The 15,228-nt window shown below is 70.2% G+C and carries 14 protein-coding genes; 12 read left to right on the top strand and 2 right to left on the bottom strand.

What is annotated here, in order from left to right; all coding sequences use genetic code 11:
• Positions 1–29: 29 nt before the first annotated feature.
• Positions 30–1,700, bottom strand: coding sequence for a hypothetical protein (locus OG978_RS08240; protein WP_326764566.1), 1,671 nt, complete (start codon positions 1,698–1,700; stop codon positions 30–32).
• 147 nt (positions 1,701–1,847) lie between these two features.
• Positions 1,848–4,073: an elongation factor G-like protein EF-G2 gene (locus tag OG978_RS08235; RefSeq protein WP_326764565.1), complete on the bottom strand. Its 2,226-nt coding sequence runs from the start codon at positions 4,071–4,073 to the stop codon at positions 1,848–1,850.
• A gap of 266 nt (positions 4,074–4,339) precedes the next feature.
• Between OG978_RS08235 and pgsA the strand changes: the two genes are divergently transcribed.
• The 12 genes from pgsA (at position 4,340) to secD (ending at position 15,228) form a co-directional block, all read left to right on the top strand.
• Positions 4,340–5,014 (top strand): phosphatidylinositol phosphate synthase, encoded by a 675-nt coding sequence (gene pgsA / locus OG978_RS08230; protein ID WP_326764564.1) that lies wholly within the window; start codon positions 4,340–4,342, stop codon positions 5,012–5,014.
• Positions 5,011–5,946 carry a phosphatidylinositol mannoside acyltransferase gene (locus OG978_RS08225; protein ID WP_326764563.1) on the top strand — a complete coding sequence of 312 codons (936 nt, stop codon included), beginning with the start codon at positions 5,011–5,013 and terminating at the stop codon, positions 5,944–5,946. The genes pgsA and OG978_RS08225 overlap by 4 nt, the downstream gene beginning before the upstream one ends.
• On the top strand, positions 5,943–7,103 hold the full coding sequence (locus OG978_RS08220; RefSeq protein WP_326764562.1) for a glycosyltransferase family 4 protein: 1,161 nt from the start codon (positions 5,943–5,945) through the stop codon (positions 7,101–7,103). Before OG978_RS08225 ends, OG978_RS08220 begins: the two co-directional genes overlap by 4 nt.
• 69 nt (positions 7,104–7,172) lie before the next feature.
• Positions 7,173–7,718: a hypothetical protein gene (locus OG978_RS08215; RefSeq protein WP_326764561.1), complete on the top strand. Its 546-nt coding sequence runs from the start codon at positions 7,173–7,175 to the stop codon at positions 7,716–7,718.
• A gap of 169 nt (positions 7,719–7,887) precedes the next feature.
• Positions 7,888–8,808, top strand: a complete 921-nt coding sequence (pdxS, locus tag OG978_RS08210) for a pyridoxal 5'-phosphate synthase lyase subunit PdxS (RefSeq protein ID WP_266421896.1) — start codon at positions 7,888–7,890, stop codon at positions 8,806–8,808.
• A 6-nt stretch (positions 8,809–8,814) separates the two neighbouring features.
• Positions 8,815–9,408 (top strand): pyridoxal 5'-phosphate synthase glutaminase subunit PdxT, encoded by a 594-nt coding sequence (gene pdxT, locus OG978_RS08205; RefSeq protein WP_326764560.1) that lies wholly within the window; start codon positions 8,815–8,817, stop codon positions 9,406–9,408.
• A gap of 61 nt (positions 9,409–9,469) precedes the next feature.
• The gene (locus tag OG978_RS08200; protein WP_072484508.1) at positions 9,470–10,222 is read left to right on the top strand and encodes a YebC/PmpR family DNA-binding transcriptional regulator; all 753 of its coding nucleotides are present in this window, start codon (positions 9,470–9,472) and stop codon (positions 10,220–10,222) included.
• Between the two features lie 124 nt (positions 10,223–10,346).
• Positions 10,347–10,919, top strand: a complete 573-nt coding sequence (gene ruvC, locus OG978_RS08195) for a crossover junction endodeoxyribonuclease RuvC (protein WP_326764559.1) — start codon at positions 10,347–10,349, stop codon at positions 10,917–10,919.
• The gene (ruvA, locus tag OG978_RS08190) at positions 10,916–11,542 is read left to right on the top strand and encodes a Holliday junction branch migration protein RuvA (RefSeq protein ID WP_326764558.1); all 627 of its coding nucleotides are present in this window, start codon (positions 10,916–10,918) and stop codon (positions 11,540–11,542) included. The genes ruvC and ruvA overlap by 4 nt, the downstream gene beginning before the upstream one ends.
• Before the next feature lie 83 nt (positions 11,543–11,625).
• On the top strand, positions 11,626–12,699 hold the full coding sequence (gene ruvB, locus OG978_RS08185; RefSeq protein ID WP_326764557.1) for a Holliday junction branch migration DNA helicase RuvB: 1,074 nt from the start codon (positions 11,626–11,628) through the stop codon (positions 12,697–12,699).
• A 165-nt stretch (positions 12,700–12,864) separates the two neighbouring features.
• Positions 12,865–13,344: a preprotein translocase subunit YajC gene (gene yajC, locus OG978_RS08180; protein WP_326764556.1), complete on the top strand. Its 480-nt coding sequence runs from the start codon at positions 12,865–12,867 to the stop codon at positions 13,342–13,344.
• A gap of 144 nt (positions 13,345–13,488) precedes the next feature.
• On the top strand, positions 13,489–15,228 hold the full coding sequence (gene secD, locus OG978_RS08175; RefSeq protein WP_326764555.1) for a protein translocase subunit SecD: 1,740 nt from the start codon (positions 13,489–13,491) through the stop codon (positions 15,226–15,228).

Raw genomic sequence — 15,228 nt, 5'->3', positions numbered from 1 at the left:
GCGGCCGCCTGCGCGTCGCGCGGATCGGCCTACGCGTCGTACAGGTCGGCCTTGCGCGGGGTCGGGTCCTGTACCAGGCCGCTCAGTACCATCGAGCGGTTGTCGAAGCGCTCGGTGTCGACGCCGTTCTCCTGGAGGACGCGCAGTGCGGCGCTGTGGACGGCGCGCAGGACGGGCGTCGCGGCGCGCATCGCGTCGTCCGCCATGAAGCGGTGGCGCCACGGCTTCTCGGCCCAGGCATGCCGCAGGCCGAACGGCTCGGGCAGGGCGATCTTGCCGCCCAGGTAGTCCAGGAGCGGCGGGTACCAGGTGAACGGGGCGCGCAGGGCGAGGCGAACGACCTCGCTGGATTCGACCAGCGGGAGGGTGATGTCGCGGGTCTCCCAGAACCGGACGGTCTTGTTGACCGTCTTGGTCTTGGCCGCGGGCTTGCTGGTGAAGAGAGAGTGGACCGGGCCGAGGGCGTGTCCGGTGACTTCGATGCGCAGCGTCTCGTGGAGCACCGTGACCGTGATCATCATCGTGATGACCAACTGGCCGTCCCAGAGGGTGAACTGGACGCCCAGATAGTGCCGGTCACCGCTGCCGAACTGCTGGTGGTTGCAGATCCGCTGTATCTCGTGCGGCTTGACCTGGAAGGTGGCGACGTCCTCGCCCTCGGGGCGGGAGACCGAGTCGGCGTTCTCCCCGACGGGGGACACGATCCAGTGGGTGACCGACGGGGTGGGGAACCCCCCGGTGTTCAGCGGGCCGCGCTCCAGCACCTTGAGCTGGTCGTGGATGGCCCGTATCAGGTCCCAGCTGCGGAACTGGTGGAACTCCTTGCCGGGATCCTTGGGGACGAGCTCTTCGGCGAGCTGCCAGCTGCCCCAGCGGGTGCCCATGCCGAGGATTCCCTTGGGGCCCGCGTAGAAGACCGAGTTGGACTGCTGCTCGGCGGAGAGCTTCTCCAGGCCCTGGCGGAGCGCCTCGCGGGAGGTCTCGTTGGGGTTCTTCGGCACGGCCTCGGGGATCTTGGCGATGACGCCGCCGCCGGAGAGCAGCCCTTCCCAACGGGCGCGCATGTCCTTGGCGGAGGACTCGGCGATCCGTTTGGCGACGTACCAGCCGATGACGGGGGCGATGATCATCACGCGGACGTAGAGCGCCAGGAACCCGCTGAGCGGCAGCTTGACCAGGAAGATCAGCGCCACGATGCCGATGATCGGGAGCAGGGCGCTGCCCAGGGCGGAGAGGGCCTTGTCCTTGGTGCCGCCGAGGGAGTCGCGCAGGCGGAACGCGAGGACCCACAGGATCATGCCCGGCAGGAAGAGGAAGCCGAACAGGGCGGTGACCGCGGTGAGTTTGGCGTCGCGGCTCTTGCGGAGACGGGTCGCGGACAGGCAGTGCTCGACGACGGTCTGCGGGTCGGTCCCGAAGGACTGGATGAGGGCCTTGCGGGCGCCCCCCAGCATGCGTTCCTGGACGGCGCGGGAGAATGCCTCGCCGAGATTGGGCTTGAAGTAGTCGGACTTGAAGAGCTTGGAACGGCCCACCTTGACTTCGGACTTGTGCCACTCGCTGTTGGCGTCAAGGATCTTCTCCACCGGGCTGTCGCGGTACGCGGCAGAGGCGAGGGCGTTCGTCGCCACCGCCTGCCCGCCCGAACCCTGGAGCGGGATCTGCGCTCCGGGAGAGAAATCGAATCCGTCGCTGGCCACTGTCGCCCCCACTCGCCGCCGAGGAACTGCTCCTGCGGCTGTTTCCCAACTGCCGTGCCCGGCACACCTTCTGAGCTGGGACCAAAGCGTATCGTCCGGATCGCTACGCCGCCCGCCCCTGTGGACAAAGGCGGGCGGCATGGCTGATCAGGAGTCGTTCGGGTTGTTCTCCCGCTGCCCCCGGACGCGTTCGGCGAGCTGCGGGGGCATGGCTTCGTGCCGGGCGTACGCCCGGTCGAACCGCCCGGCGCCATGGGAGAGGGAGCGCAGGTCGACCGCGTACCTGCCGATCTCCAGTTCGGGGACCTCGGCCCGTACGAGGGTGCGGCCGGAGCCGGACTGTTCGGTTCCGATCACTCGGCCGCGCCGCCCGGACAGATCGCTCATCACCGGCCCGACATAGTCGTCGGGGACCAGGACCTGGATCTCGGCGACGGGTTCGAGCAGCTGGATGCGGGTGTCCTCGGCGGCCTCGCGCAGGGCCAGCGCGCCCGCGGTCTGGAACGCCGCGTCGGAGGAGTCCACCGAGTGCGACTTGCCGTCCCGCAGAGTGATGCGTACATCGACGAGCGGATGTCCGGCCGCGACTCCGCGGGCGGCCTGGGCGCGCACGCCCTTCTCGACGGACGGGATGAACTGACGGGGCACCGCTCCGCCGACCACCTTGTCGACGAATTCGATGCCCGACCCCGGAGGCAGTGGCTCCACGTCGATCTCGCAGATGGCGTACTGGCCGTGGCCGCCGGACTGTTTCACATGCCGGCCGCGCCCGGTCGACGGGGCGGCGAAGGTCTCGCGGAGCGACACCTTGTGCGGTACGGCGTCCACCTGGACGCCGTAGCGGCTGCGCAGCCGGTCCAGTGCCACGTCCTGGTGGGCCTCGCCGAGGCACCACAGGACCACCTGGTGGGTGTCCTGATTCTGTTCGAGGCGCATGGTCGGGTCCTCGGCGACCAGCCGGGAGAGCCCCTGGGAGAGCTTGTCCTCGTCCGCCTTGCTGTGTGCCTCGATGGCGAGCGGCAGCAGCGGGTCCGGCGTGGTCCAGGGGTCCATCAGCAGTGGTAGGTCCCGGTCGGACAGGGTGTCCCCGGTCTCGGCGCTGCCCAGTTTGGCGACGCAGGCCAGATCTCCCGCCCCGCATTCGGTGAGCGGGCGCTGGTGCTTGCCGAAGGGGGAGGAGAGCGCGCCGATCCGTACCTCGGCCTCGTGGAAGGGGCGGGTCTCGTGGCCGGGGTCGGTGAGGCCGTGGCCGAACACATGGATGGTCTCGTCGGGACGCAGGGTGCCCGAGAAGACACGTACGAGCGAGACCCGGCCGACGTACGGGTCGGAAGCCGTCTTGACCACCTCGGCGACGAGCGGGCCGTCCGGGTCGCAGGTCAGGACCGGTCGCGACGCCCCGTGCAGAGGGGTGACCTCGGGGAGCGGGCGCTCCAGCGGGGTCGGGAAGCCGCCGGTGATCAGGTCCAGGAGCTCGACGGTGCCGATGCCCTGGCGGGCACCCGCGGCGGCGGGGGCCGCAGTGAGGACGGGGTGGAAGGCCCCGCGGGCCACGGCGCGCTCCAGGTCGTCGATGAGTGTCTTGATATCGATCTCGGCCCCGCCGAGGTAGCGGTCCATCAGGGTCTCGTCCTCGCTCTCGGCGATGATCCCCTCGATGAGCCGGTTGCGGGCCTCCTGGAGCGTCGGCCGCTGGGCCTCCCCGGGCGGGTTCTCCTGCCGTTCGCCCGAGGAGTAGTCGAAGACCCGCTGGGTGAGGAGTCCGGTGAGCCCGGTGAGCGGGGCGTGTCCGTCGGCGCCCTCGGGGCCGAGGACGGGCAGATAGAGCGGAAGTACGGCGTCGGGGTCGTCGCCGCCGAAGATCTCGCCGCAGATCCGGGTCATCTCGTCGAACGAGGTGCGTGCCGTGTCCAGGTGGGTGACGACGATGGCGCGCGGCATGCCGACGGCCGCGCATTCCTCCCACACGGCGCGGGTGGCGCCCGCCACCGCGTCGGCCTCCTGGGCCGCGGACACGATGAACAGGGCCGCGTCCGCTGCCCGCAGACCGGCCCTGAGCTCCCCGACGAAATCGGCGTAGCCGGGGGTGTCCAGCAGATTGATCCGGTACCCGCCCCATTCGACGGGGACCAGGGAGAGCTGTACGGAACGCTGCTGGCGGTGTTCGATCTCGTCGTAGTCGGAGACGGTGGCACCGTCCTCGACCCGGCCGGCCCGGTTGACGGCGCCCGCGGTGAGGGCGAGGGCCTCGACGAGCGTGGTCTTTCCGGAGCCGCTGTGGCCGACCAGCACCACATTCCGTACGGATGAGGGCCGGCCGGCCGTCGTTGCCCTGCCGGCGGCCCCGGTGTGTGCGTGTGCCTTGTCGCCCATGATGCGTGCCTCCCAGGTAGTGGCGCGGAGCGGAAGAAAGCCGACGCGATGTGGGGAGAGAGGTGTACGGGCACTGAAGAGCCGCCGCGGCGGCTACGGCGACGCCCGCGGTAATTCGAGCTTTCCACTCGGGCCAGGTCGCGTCCATACATGGCACGGCGCCGCGCGAGGCCGGGTGCCCGGACGGTGGAGTCCGGCGGGCGTGACTACGATGGGCCAGCCGGTGGCCGAAGGGGCCGCTCGGCCCACCGACCCTCGGGAAGGCCATGCTGAACAAGTACGCGCGTGCATTTTTTACGCGTGTCCTCACACCGTTCGCCGCGCTGCTGCTCCGTCTCGGCGTGAGCCCTGACGCGGTCACTCTGATCGGTACGGCCGGGGTGGTGGCAGGTGCGCTGGTCTTCTTCCCGATGGGGGAGTTCTTCTGGGGCACGATCGTCATCACGATCTTCGTCTTCTCCGACCTCGTCGACGGCAACATGGCCCGGCAGGCCGGTATCTCCAGCCGCTGGGGCGCGTTCCTGGACTCGACCCTGGACCGGGTCGCCGACGGCGCGATCTTCGGCGGATTCGCGCTCTGGTATGCGGGCAGCGGCGACGACAACGTGCTCTGTGCGGTCGCGATCTTCTGCCTGGCCAGCGGCCAGGTGGTCTCGTACACGAAGGCGCGCGGCGAGTCGATCGGGCTGCCGGTCGCGGTCAACGGTCTCGTGGAGCGTGCCGAGCGGCTGGTGATCTCGCTGGTCGCGGCCGGATTCGCAGGTCTCCACAAGTTCGGTGTCCCCGGGATCCAGGTCCTGCTGCCGATCGCGCTGTGGATCGTCGCCGTGGGCAGCCTGGTGACGCTCGTGCAGCGGGTCGTGACCGTGCGCCGCGAGTCCGCGGAGGCCGATGCGGCCGAGGCCGCCGCCGCGGGCCCGGGGAGCGGGACCGCACAGTGAGCGACGACCCGGGGGACACGCGCACCGGTCTGCAGGACCGGCTGACCGACGGGCTGTACGGGCTCGGCTGGACCGCCGTCAAGAAACTCCCCGAACCGGTCGCCCGGGCGCTCTTCCGTACCATCGCCGACCAGGTCTGGAAGCGGCGCGGCAAGAGCGTGCTGCGGCTGGAGTCGAATCTGGCACGGGTCGTCCCCGAGGCGTCACCGGCCCGGCTCGCCGAGCTCTCCAAGGCCGGGATGCGCTCGTACATGCGCTACTGGATGGAGTCGTTCCGGCTGCCCACCTGGAGCCCGGCGCGGATCAAGGCCTCCATAGAGGTGACCGACGCGCACCGGCTGACCGATGGTCTCGGCGCCGGCCGCGGTGTCGTCCTCGCCCTGCCGCACCTGGGGAACTGGGACCTGGCGGGAGCCTGGGTCACCACCGATCTCAAGGTGCCCTTCACCACGGTCGCCGAGCGGCTCAAGCCCGAGACGCTGTACGACCGGTTCGTGGCCTACCGCGAGGGGCTCGGCATGGAGGTGCTGCCGCACAGCGGCGGCGCGGCCTTCGGCACCCTGGCGAGGCGGCTGCGCGCGGGCGGGCTGGTCTGTCTGGTCGCCGACCGAGATCTGTCCGCCTCCGGTGTCGAGGTGACGTTCTTCGGCGACACCGCGCGGATGCCCGCCGGGCCCGCGCTGCTGGCCCAGCAGACCGGGGCACTGCTGCTGCCGGTCACGCTCAGCTATGACGAGACGCCCGTGATGAAGGCGCGCATCCACCCACCGGTCGAGATGCCCGAGTCAGGCGACCGCACGGAGAAGACGTCCTCCATGACACAGGCGCTGGCCGATGCCTTCGCCGTCGGAATCGCCGACCATCCGGAGGACTGGCACATGCTGCAACGGCTCTGGCTCGCCGATCTGGAGACCCGGGAGGACCGGACGTGAAGATCGGCATCGTCTGCCCCTACTCCTGGGACGTACCGGGCGGTGTGCAGTTCCACATCCGTGACCTGGCCGAACATCTGATCCGGCTGGGACACCAGGTGTCGGTACTGGCGCCCGCCGACGACGAGACACCGCTGCCGCCGTACGTGGTGTCGGCGGGCCGTGCCGTGCCCGTCCCGTACAACGGCTCCGTCGCCCGGCTGAACTTCGGCTTCCTCTCGGCCGCCCGGGTGCGCCGCTGGCTGCACGACGGCACCTTCGACGTGATCCACATCCATGAGCCGACCTCGCCCTCGCTGGGGCTGCTCGCCTGCTGGGCCGCGCAGGGGCCTATCGTCGCCACGTTCCACACGTCCAACCCGCGCTCCCGGGCCATGATCGCGGCGTACCCGATCCTGCAGCCGGCACTGGAGAAGATCAGTGCGCGCATCGCGGTGAGCGAGTACGCGCGACGCACCCTGGTCGAGCACCTGGGCGGCGACGCGGTCGTCATCCCGAACGGGGTCGATGTCGGCTTCTTCGCCGCCGCCGAGCCCAAGGCCGAGTGGCAGGGGGGAACGATCGGCTTCATCGGGCGCATCGACGAGCCCCGCAAGGGCCTGCCGGTCCTGATGAGGGCGTTGCCCGCGATCCTCGCCGCCCGCCCGGACACCCGGCTGCTGGTGGCCGGCCGGGGCGACGAGGAGGAGGCCGTCGCCTCGCTGCCCGAGGCGATGCGCGAGCGGGTCGAGTTCCTCGGCATGGTGAGCGACGAGGACAAGGCCCGGCTGCTTCGCAGCGTCGATGTGTACGTCGCGCCCAACACGGGCGGCGAGAGCTTCGGGATCATCCTGGTCGAGGCCATGTCGGCCGGCGCTCCGGTCCTCGCCAGCGATCTGGACGCGTTCGCGCAGGTGCTGGACCTGGGCGCGGCGGGCGAACTCTTCGTCAACGAGGACGCGGACGCGCTGGCCGCCGCGGCGATCCGGCTGCTCGGCGACCCGGAGCGGCGTACGGAGCTGCGCGAGCGGGGCGCCGCGCATGTGCGCCGGTTCGACTGGTCGACGGTCGGGGCGGACATCCTCGCGGTGTACGAGACGGTGACGGACGGCGCGGCCTCGGTGGCGGCCGACGAACGCACGGGCCTGCGCGCACGGTTCGGGCTGGCGCGGGAGTAGCCGGTCCGGTCACGGGGCCCGGGGCCGGACGGCGACGCCGTCCGCGCCTCGACGGTAGCCTTGCCGCCCGTGATCGAAACCCTCATCTGGATCGCCGTCGCGATCGTCGCGATCGGTATGTACCTCAGCTGGACCGCCGGACGGCTGGACCGGCTGCACACCCGCATCGACGCCGCACGGGCCGCCCTCGACGCGCAACTTCTGCGCCGTGCGTCGGTCACCCAGGAACTGGCCACGTCCGGGGTCCTCGACCCGGCCGCTTCCATCGTCCTGTACGAGGCCGCGCACGCCGCCCGCCAGGCCGAGGGCGAGCACCGCGAGGTCGCGGAGAGCGAACTGAGCGCCGCGCTGCGGGCGGTCTTCGGCGAGACGGCGCAGGTGGAGACCGTGAAGGAGATCCCCGGCGGTGAGGAGGCGGCGTCCGAGCTCGCCGCCGCCGTGCGCCGCGTCCCGATGGCCCGGCGGTTCCACAACGACTCGGTGCGAGCGGCGCGCGCACTGCGCCGGCACCGCAAGGTGCGGTGGTTCCGGCTGGCCGGCCACGCCCCGTTCCCGCTGGCCTTCGAGATGGACGACGAACCCCCGGTGGCCCTCGCGGACCGCCCCGTCAGCTGACCGGACGGCTCCATTAGCGCGTGACGGGGGCCACATCTTCTTCCGTGCGCGTTCAGAACGATCCACCGGCCTTCCATTGGCCCTTGCAGTGGACTGTTCCCGGAGAGTTTGCTCAGCACTGCACCAACCAGCGCTTTTCGGCAACTTTTTCTCCGAGTGAGGTCGATCCATGTCCACGCTTCCCACCACCCCGCAGTCCGCAGACTCCCCGGCCACCGGCACCGCGCGCGTCAAGCGCGGCATGGCCGAGCAGCTCAAGGGCGGCGTGATCATGGACGTCGTCGACGCAGAGCAGGCGAAGATCGCCGAGGATGCGGGCGCGGTGGCCGTCATGGCCCTGGAGCGGGTGCCGGCCGACATCCGCAAGGACGGCGGCGTGGCCCGGATGTCGGACCCGAACATGATCGAGGAGATCATCGAGGCCGTCTCCATCCCGGTGATGGCGAAGTCCCGTATCGGCCACTTCGTCGAGGCCCAGGTCCTGCAGTCCCTCGGAGTCGACTACATCGACGAGTCCGAGGTCCTCACCCCGGCCGACGAGGTCAACCACAGCGACAAGTTCGCCTTCACCACCCCATTCGTCTGCGGCGCCACCAACCTGGGCGAGGCCCTGCGCCGGATCGCCGAGGGCGCGGCCATGATCCGCTCGAAGGGCGAGGCCGGCACCGGGAACGTCGTCGAGGCGGTCCGTCACCTGCGCCAGATCAAGAACGAGATCGCCCGCCTGCGTGGCTACGACAACAACGAGCTGTACGCCGCCGCCAAGGAGCTCCGCGCCCCGTACGAGCTGGTCAAGGAGGTCGCAGAGCTCGGCAAGCTGCCCGTCGTGCTCTTCTCCGCGGGCGGTGTCGCCACCCCCGCCGACGCCGCGCTGATGCGCCAGCTCGGCGCCGAGGGCGTCTTCGTCGGCTCCGGCATCTTCAAGTCCGGCGACCCGGCCAAGCGCGCCGCCGCGATCGTGAAGGCCACCACCTTCTACGACGACCCGAAGATCATCGCGGACGCTTCCCGGAACCTGGGCGAGGCCATGGTCGGCATCAACTGCGACACCCTGCCCGAGGCCGAGCGCTACGCCAACCGTGGCTGGTAATCACCGATGAGCGACACCCCTGTGATCGGAGTCCTGGCTCTCCAGGGCGACGTACGGGAACACCTGATCGCCCTGGCCTCGGCTGACGCCCTGGCCAGGCCGGTCCGGCGTCCCGAGGAACTCGCCGAGGTCGACGGCCTGGTCATTCCCGGTGGCGAGTCCACCACGATGTCCAAGCTGGCTTCCCTGTTCGGCATGCTGGAACCGCTGCGCGAGCGGGTACGGGACGGAATGCCGGTCTACGGCACCTGCGCCGGAATGATTCTGCTCGCCGACAAGATCCTCGACCCGCGCTCGGGCCAGGAGACGGTCGGCGGGATCGACATGATCGTGCGCCGCAACGCCTTCGGGCGGCAGAACGAGTCCTTCGAGGCGGCCGTCGAGGTCGCCGGCATCGAGGACGGTCCCGTGGAGGGCGTGTTCATCCGCGCCCCCTGGGTGGAATCGGTCGGCGCGCAGGCCAAGGTCGTGGCGGAACACGGAGGCCACATCGTCGCCGTACGTCAGGGAAACGCCCTGGCTACGTCATTCCACCCGGAATTGACCGGAGACCATCGCGTTCACGCGCTGTTCGTGGACATGGTGCGCGCAGTCGGCTGACTCGATCCCGGTAGGATCTCTCGGGTTCGAATCGTTTTTGGTGACGCGAAGGAGAAGGCAGATGTCCGGCCACTCTAAATGGGCTACGACGAAGCACAAGAAGGCCGTGATTGATGCCAAGCGCGGCAAGCTCTTCGCGAAGCTGATCAAGAACATCGAGGTCGCGGCCCGCACCGGCGGTGTGGACCCCGAGGGAAACCCCACCCTCGTGGACGCGATCCAGAAGGCGAAGAAAAGCTCCGTTCCGAACAAGAACATCGACTCCGCGGTCAAGCGCGGTGGCGGTCTCGAAGCGGGCGGCGTCGACTACCAGACGATCATGTACGAGGGTTACGGCCCGAACGGTGTCGCGGTGCTCATCGAGTGCCTCACCGACAACCGCAACCGTGCCGCGTCCGACGTGCGTGTCGCGATGACCCGCAACGGGGGTTCGATGGCCGACCCGGGTTCGGTCTCGTACCTCTTCAACCGCAAGGGCGTCGTCATCGTCCCCAAGGGCGAGCTGACCGAGGACGACGTCCTGGGTGCCGTGCTCGACGCGGGCGCCGAGGAGGTCAACGACCTCGGTGACACGTACGAGGTCGTCAGCGAGGCCACCGACATGGTCGCGGTCCGCACCGCGCTCCAGGAGGCCGGCATCGACTACGACTCCGCCGAGGCCAACTTCCTGCCCACCATGCAGGTCGAGCTGGACGAGGAAGGCGCGCGCAAGATCTTCAAGCTGATCGACGCGCTGGAGGACAGCGACGACGTGCAGAACGTCTTCGCCAACTTCGACGTCTCGGACGAGGTCATGGAGAAGGTCGACGCCTGAGCCGCGCTCAGCACAGCCTTCACGGACGGGCCGACGGGGACACACCCCGTCGGCCCGTCGCATTGTCAGTGCGAGCCGATAGCCTGCGGGAACAGTTGACCGATAGGTACGGAAGGGGCGTCCCATGCGGGTGCTGGGCGTGGACCCGGGGCTGACCCGGTGCGGTGTCGGCGTCGTCGAAGGCGTCGCCGGCCGCCCCTTGACGATGCTCGGCGTCGGCGTCGTCCGCACCCCGGCCGTTGCGGAGCTCGGTCACCGGCTGGTCGCCATCGAGCGCGGCATCGAGGAATGGCTCGACGAGCACCGGCCCGAATTCGTCGCCGTGGAGCGGGTGTTCAGCCAGCACAACGTCCGTACGGTCATGGGCACCGCCCAGGCCAGTGCCGTCGCCATGCTCTGCGCGTCGCGCCGCGGCATCCCCGTCGCCCTGCACACCCCCAGCGAGGTCAAGGCGGCGGTCACGGGCAGCGGCCGCGCCGACAAGGCACAGATCGGTGCGATGGTCACCCGGCTGCTGCGGCTCGACGCCCCGCCGAAACCGGCCGACGCGGCCGACGCCCTCGCCCTCGCCATCTGCCACATCTGGCGCGCCCCCGCCGTCAACCGCCTCCAGCAGGCGCACGCGGCAGCCGCCGCGGCCCGCACCCCGCGGGTTCCCCGTACACCCGCAGTTCCCGTCCGGAAGGTCCCCCGATGATCGCCTTCGTCAGCGGCCCCGTGGCCGCACTCGCCCCGACCACGGCCGTGATCGAGGTCGGCGGCATCGGCATGGCCGTCCAGTGCACGCCGAACACCCTCGCCGGCCTCCGGATCGGCAAGGAGGCCAGGCTCGCCACCTCCCTCGTCGTACGGGAGGACTCGCTCACCCTCTACGGCTTCGCCGACGACGACGAGCGGCAGGTCTTCGAGCTGCTCCAGACCGCCAGCGGGGTCGGGCCCCGGCTCGCCCAGGCCATGCTCGCCACCCACAGCCCGGACGCCCTGCGTACCGCGGTCGCCATGGGTGACGAGAAGGCGCTCACCGCTGTCTCCGGCATCGGCAAGAAGGGCGCGCAGAAACTCCTCCTCGAACTGAAGGACAGACTCGGCGAGCCCGTCGGCGCCCACATCGGCCGCCAGGGCATCGGCACCGCCGTCACCACCTCCTGGCGCGATCAGCTGCAGGCCGCCCTGATCGGCCTCGGCTACGCCACCCGCGAGGCCGACGAGGCGGTCACCGCCGTCGCCCCCCAGGCCGAGGCGGCCATCGCGGAGGGCGGGCAGGCGCCCGTGCCGCAGCTGCTGCGTGCCGCACTCCAGACCCTCAACCGCGCGCGCTGACCGGAGCGCGACACCCCGGGGACACCCCCGACGCCGGGCCGGGCACCGCACGGCACCGAAACACCCGAGGCGGGACAGACTGAATGAACTGGGACGAGACCGGACCCGACACCGACGAGCGGCTCGACGAGCGCCTCGTCCAGGCAGACGCGGACGGTGAGGACACCGCGGTCGAAGCGGCGCTGCGGCCGAAGGACCTCGACGAGTTCGTCGGCCAGGAGAAGGTGCGCGAACAGCTCGACCTGGTCCTCAAGGCGGCCCGGGCCCGCGGCGCCACCGCCGACCACGTCCTGCTCTCCGGCGCCCCCGGCCTCGGCAAGACCACCCTCTCCATGATCATCGCGGCCGAGATGGGCGCGCCGATCCGGATCACCTCCGGTCCCGCCATCCAGCATGCGGGTGATCTTGCCGCGATCCTCTCCTCCCTCCAGGAGGGCGAGGTCCTCTTCCTCGACGAGATCCACCGCATGTCGCGGCCGGCCGAGGAGATGCTCTACATGGCGATGGAGGACTTCCGGGTCGACGTCATCGTCGGCAAGGGCCCCGGCGCCACCGCCATCCCGCTGGAACTGCCGCCCTTCACCCTGGTCGGCGCGACCACCAGGGCCGGACTGCTGCCGCCGCCGCTGCGCGACCGCTTCGGCTTCACCGGCCACATGGAGTTCTACGCCCCCACCGAGCTGGAACGCGTCATCCACCGCTCCGCCCGCCTCCTCGACGTGGAGATAGACGCGGACGGCGCCGCCGAGATCGCCGGCCGCTCCCGAGGCACCCCCCGTATCTCCAACCGGCTGCTGCGCCGCGTCCGGGACTACGCCCAGGTCAAGGCCGACGGACGGATCGACCGCCCGGTCGCCGCGGCGGCCCTCGGGGTGTACGAGGTCGACGCCCGCGGCCTCGACCGGCTCGACCGCGCGGTGCTCGGCGCCCTGCTGAAGCTCTTCGGCGGCGGCCCCGTGGGGCTGTCCACCCTCGCGGTCGCCGTGGGGGAGGAGCGCGAGACCGTCGAGGAGGTCGCGGAGCCCTTCCTGGTCCGGGAAGGGCTGCTGGCCAGGACCCCGCGGGGGCGGGTCGCGACCCCCGCGGCCTGGGCCCACCTGGGTCTCGTACCTCCGCAGCAAGGCGGAAAGGGACAACAGGGCCTGTTCGGGGCGTGATGTGTCACAGGTTGACCGGGGCAGGAACCACAGGGCGGCGTTGGGCGTTGTTCCATCGATGCGGACTCGCTTAGACTCCGCCGATGCCGCCCTTAAAGGTCGGTGTACCCACCCCCGTAGATACAGGCCGCCTTCCAACGCGGTCGTGCGAAGGAAACTCGTCCCGTGAATCCCGTGACTCTCCTCCCCTTCATCGTGCTCATCGGGGCCATGTTCCTGATGACGCGGTCCGCCAAGAAGAAGCAGGCGGCCGCCGCCCAGATGCGCAACGAGATGCAGCCCGGCACCGGCGTCCGGACGATCGGGGGCATGTACGCCACCGTCAAGGAGCTGCACGACGACACGGTTCTCCTTGAGATCGCGCCCGGCGTCCACGCCATCTACGCCAAGAACGCCATCGGCGCCGTCCTCGACGACGCGGAGTACAACCGCATCGTCCACGGCGACGACGAGACCGGCCTCGACCTCGACGGCACGGTCGTCCCGGACGACGCCTCCTCGCTGACCGAGGCCGACGCCGACGAGGACGTCTCGGACGACGCCCGGATCGACCTGGGCAAGAAGGCCGAGGACGCCGAGCCGAAGGACGCCGAGTCCGCCAAGAAGTCCGAGGGCAAGGACGACGGCGAGGCCGACGCGAAGTAACCCACGCCCGGGGATGCCGTGAGCCCACCGGCATCCGGCATTCCCCGGAACGTGCGATCTTCTGCGGGGCGGGTCCCCACTACACTTCGTGGCCGCTCGGGCGCGTACCCGGCGCGGGGCGGTTGGACAGGGAGAAACGAGAAGGTGGCAGCACCGAAGAAGAGCCGAGGGCCGGCCGGCGGTCAGGGCAGGCCGGGGCGTTCCCTGGCTCTGATCCTGATCGCCATGGTCGCGCTCACCGGCGGGATGTTCCTGGCCGATCAGCCGACCCCACGGCTGGGCATCGACCTGGCGGGTGGCACCTCGATCACGCTCGAGGCGAAGAGCGAGCCGGGCCAGGAATCGGCGGTCAACAAGACCAACATGGACACGGCGGTCCAGATCATGGAACGCCGTGTCAATGGTCTTGGTGTCTCCGAGGCCGAGGTCCAGACACAGGGCGATCGCAACATCATCGTCAATATCCCCAAGGGCACGAACTCCGCCCAGGCCCGGGAGCAGGTCGGCACCACGGCCAAGCTCTACTTCCGGCCGGTGCTGACCGTCGCCCAGGGCACGCCCACTCCGATGCCCAGCGCCTCGCCGTCCGGCAAGCCCACCCCGTCCGGCAGCCCCAGCGCCCCCACCGCCGACAAGGGGAAGACGTCGGCGAAGCCGAGCGCGAGCGCCACCACCCAGGGCCGCGCGGTCACCGGCGCCCTCAAGGCCGACTCCACGCCGACCCCCAAGGCGAGCACCACGCCGAAGGCCGACACCACGCCGTCGGCATCCGCCGCCGACGAGGCCGCCGCGGCCAAGCTGCAGAAGCAGTTCGCGGCGCTCGACTGCTCCAGCAAGGCTTCCCGCGCCGAGGCCGCACGGGGCGCCAAGCCCACTGACACGGTCGTCGCATGCAGCTCCGAGGGTGACGCGAAGTACGTCCTCGGCCCGTCCGAGGTGTCCGGCACCGAGGTCGACAACGCCAAGGCCGGCTTCGACCAGCAGCGCGGCATGTGGATCGTCAACATGGAGTTCACCAAGCAGGGCTCCAAGCAGTTCCAGACGATCACCAAGAAGCTCTCCGCGCAGCCGTCCCCGCAGAACCAGTTCGCCATCGCCCTGGACGGCGAAGTCGTCTCCGCGCCCCAGGTGAACACCACGCTCAGCGGCAGCGCCGAGATCTCCGGCAGCTTCACTCAGCAGTCCGCCGAGGACCTGGCCAACGTGCTCTCCTACGGTGCGCTCCCGCTTTCCTTCAAAGAGGCGAGCGTCACCACCGTCACCGCCGCGCTCGGCGGCGAGCAGCTCCAGGCGGGTCTGATCGCCGGTGCCATCGGTCTGGCCCTCGTGGTCATCTACCTGGTGGCCTACTACCGGGGCCTCGCGCTCATCGCGCTCCTGAGCCTCTTGGTCTCCGGCATCCTGACCTACACGATCATGTCGCTGCTCGGCCCGGCCATCGGCTTCGCGCTGAACCTGCCGGCGGTCTGTGGCGCCATCGTGGCCATCGGTATCACCGCGGACTCCTTCATCGTGTACTTCGAGAGAGTCCGCGACGAGATCCGCGACGGCCGCACGCTCCGCCCGGCCGTCGAGCGGGCCTGGCCGCGCGCCCGGCGCACCATCCTGGTCTCCGACTTCGTGTCGTTCCTCGCCGCCGCGGTGCTCTTCGTCGTCACCGTCGGAAAGGTCCAGGGCTTCGCGTTCACGCTGGGTCTCACCACCCTGCTCGACGTGGTCGTGGTGTTCCTCTTCACCAAGCCCGTCATGACGCTGATGGCCCGTACGAAGTTCTTCGCCAGCGGTCACCCGTGGTCCGGCCTGGACCCGAAGCGGCTCGGCGCCAAGCCGCCGCTGCGCCGCTCGCGCCGTGTCAACGCCCCCACTGACCCGAAGGAGGCGTGA

Origin of the sequence: Streptomyces sp. NBC_01591 (genome assembly GCF_035918155.1) — a bacterium.
In the GTDB taxonomy this organism is placed as follows: Bacteria; Actinomycetota; Actinomycetes; order Streptomycetales; family Streptomycetaceae; genus Streptomyces.
Note: the sequence above shows the minus strand (reverse complement) of the source record. Positions and strands in the feature narration are given on the sequence as shown.

Coding starts and splice junctions, on each gene's coding strand:
- OG978_RS08235 (WP_326764565.1), bottom strand. CDS start 4,073: ATGGGCGACAAGGCACACGCACACACCGGGGCCGCCGGCAGGGCAACG.
- pgsA (WP_326764564.1), top strand. CDS start 4,340: ATGCTGAACAAGTACGCGCGTGCATTTTTTACGCGTGTCCTCACACCG.
- pdxS (WP_266421896.1), top strand. CDS start 7,888: ATGTCCACGCTTCCCACCACCCCGCAGTCCGCAGACTCCCCGGCCACC.
- pdxT (WP_326764560.1), top strand. CDS start 8,815: ATGAGCGACACCCCTGTGATCGGAGTCCTGGCTCTCCAGGGCGACGTA.
- OG978_RS08200 (WP_072484508.1), top strand. CDS start 9,470: ATGTCCGGCCACTCTAAATGGGCTACGACGAAGCACAAGAAGGCCGTG.
- ruvC (WP_326764559.1), top strand. CDS start 10,347: ATGCGGGTGCTGGGCGTGGACCCGGGGCTGACCCGGTGCGGTGTCGGC.
- ruvA (WP_326764558.1), top strand. CDS start 10,916: ATGATCGCCTTCGTCAGCGGCCCCGTGGCCGCACTCGCCCCGACCACG.
- ruvB (WP_326764557.1), top strand. CDS start 11,626: ATGAACTGGGACGAGACCGGACCCGACACCGACGAGCGGCTCGACGAG.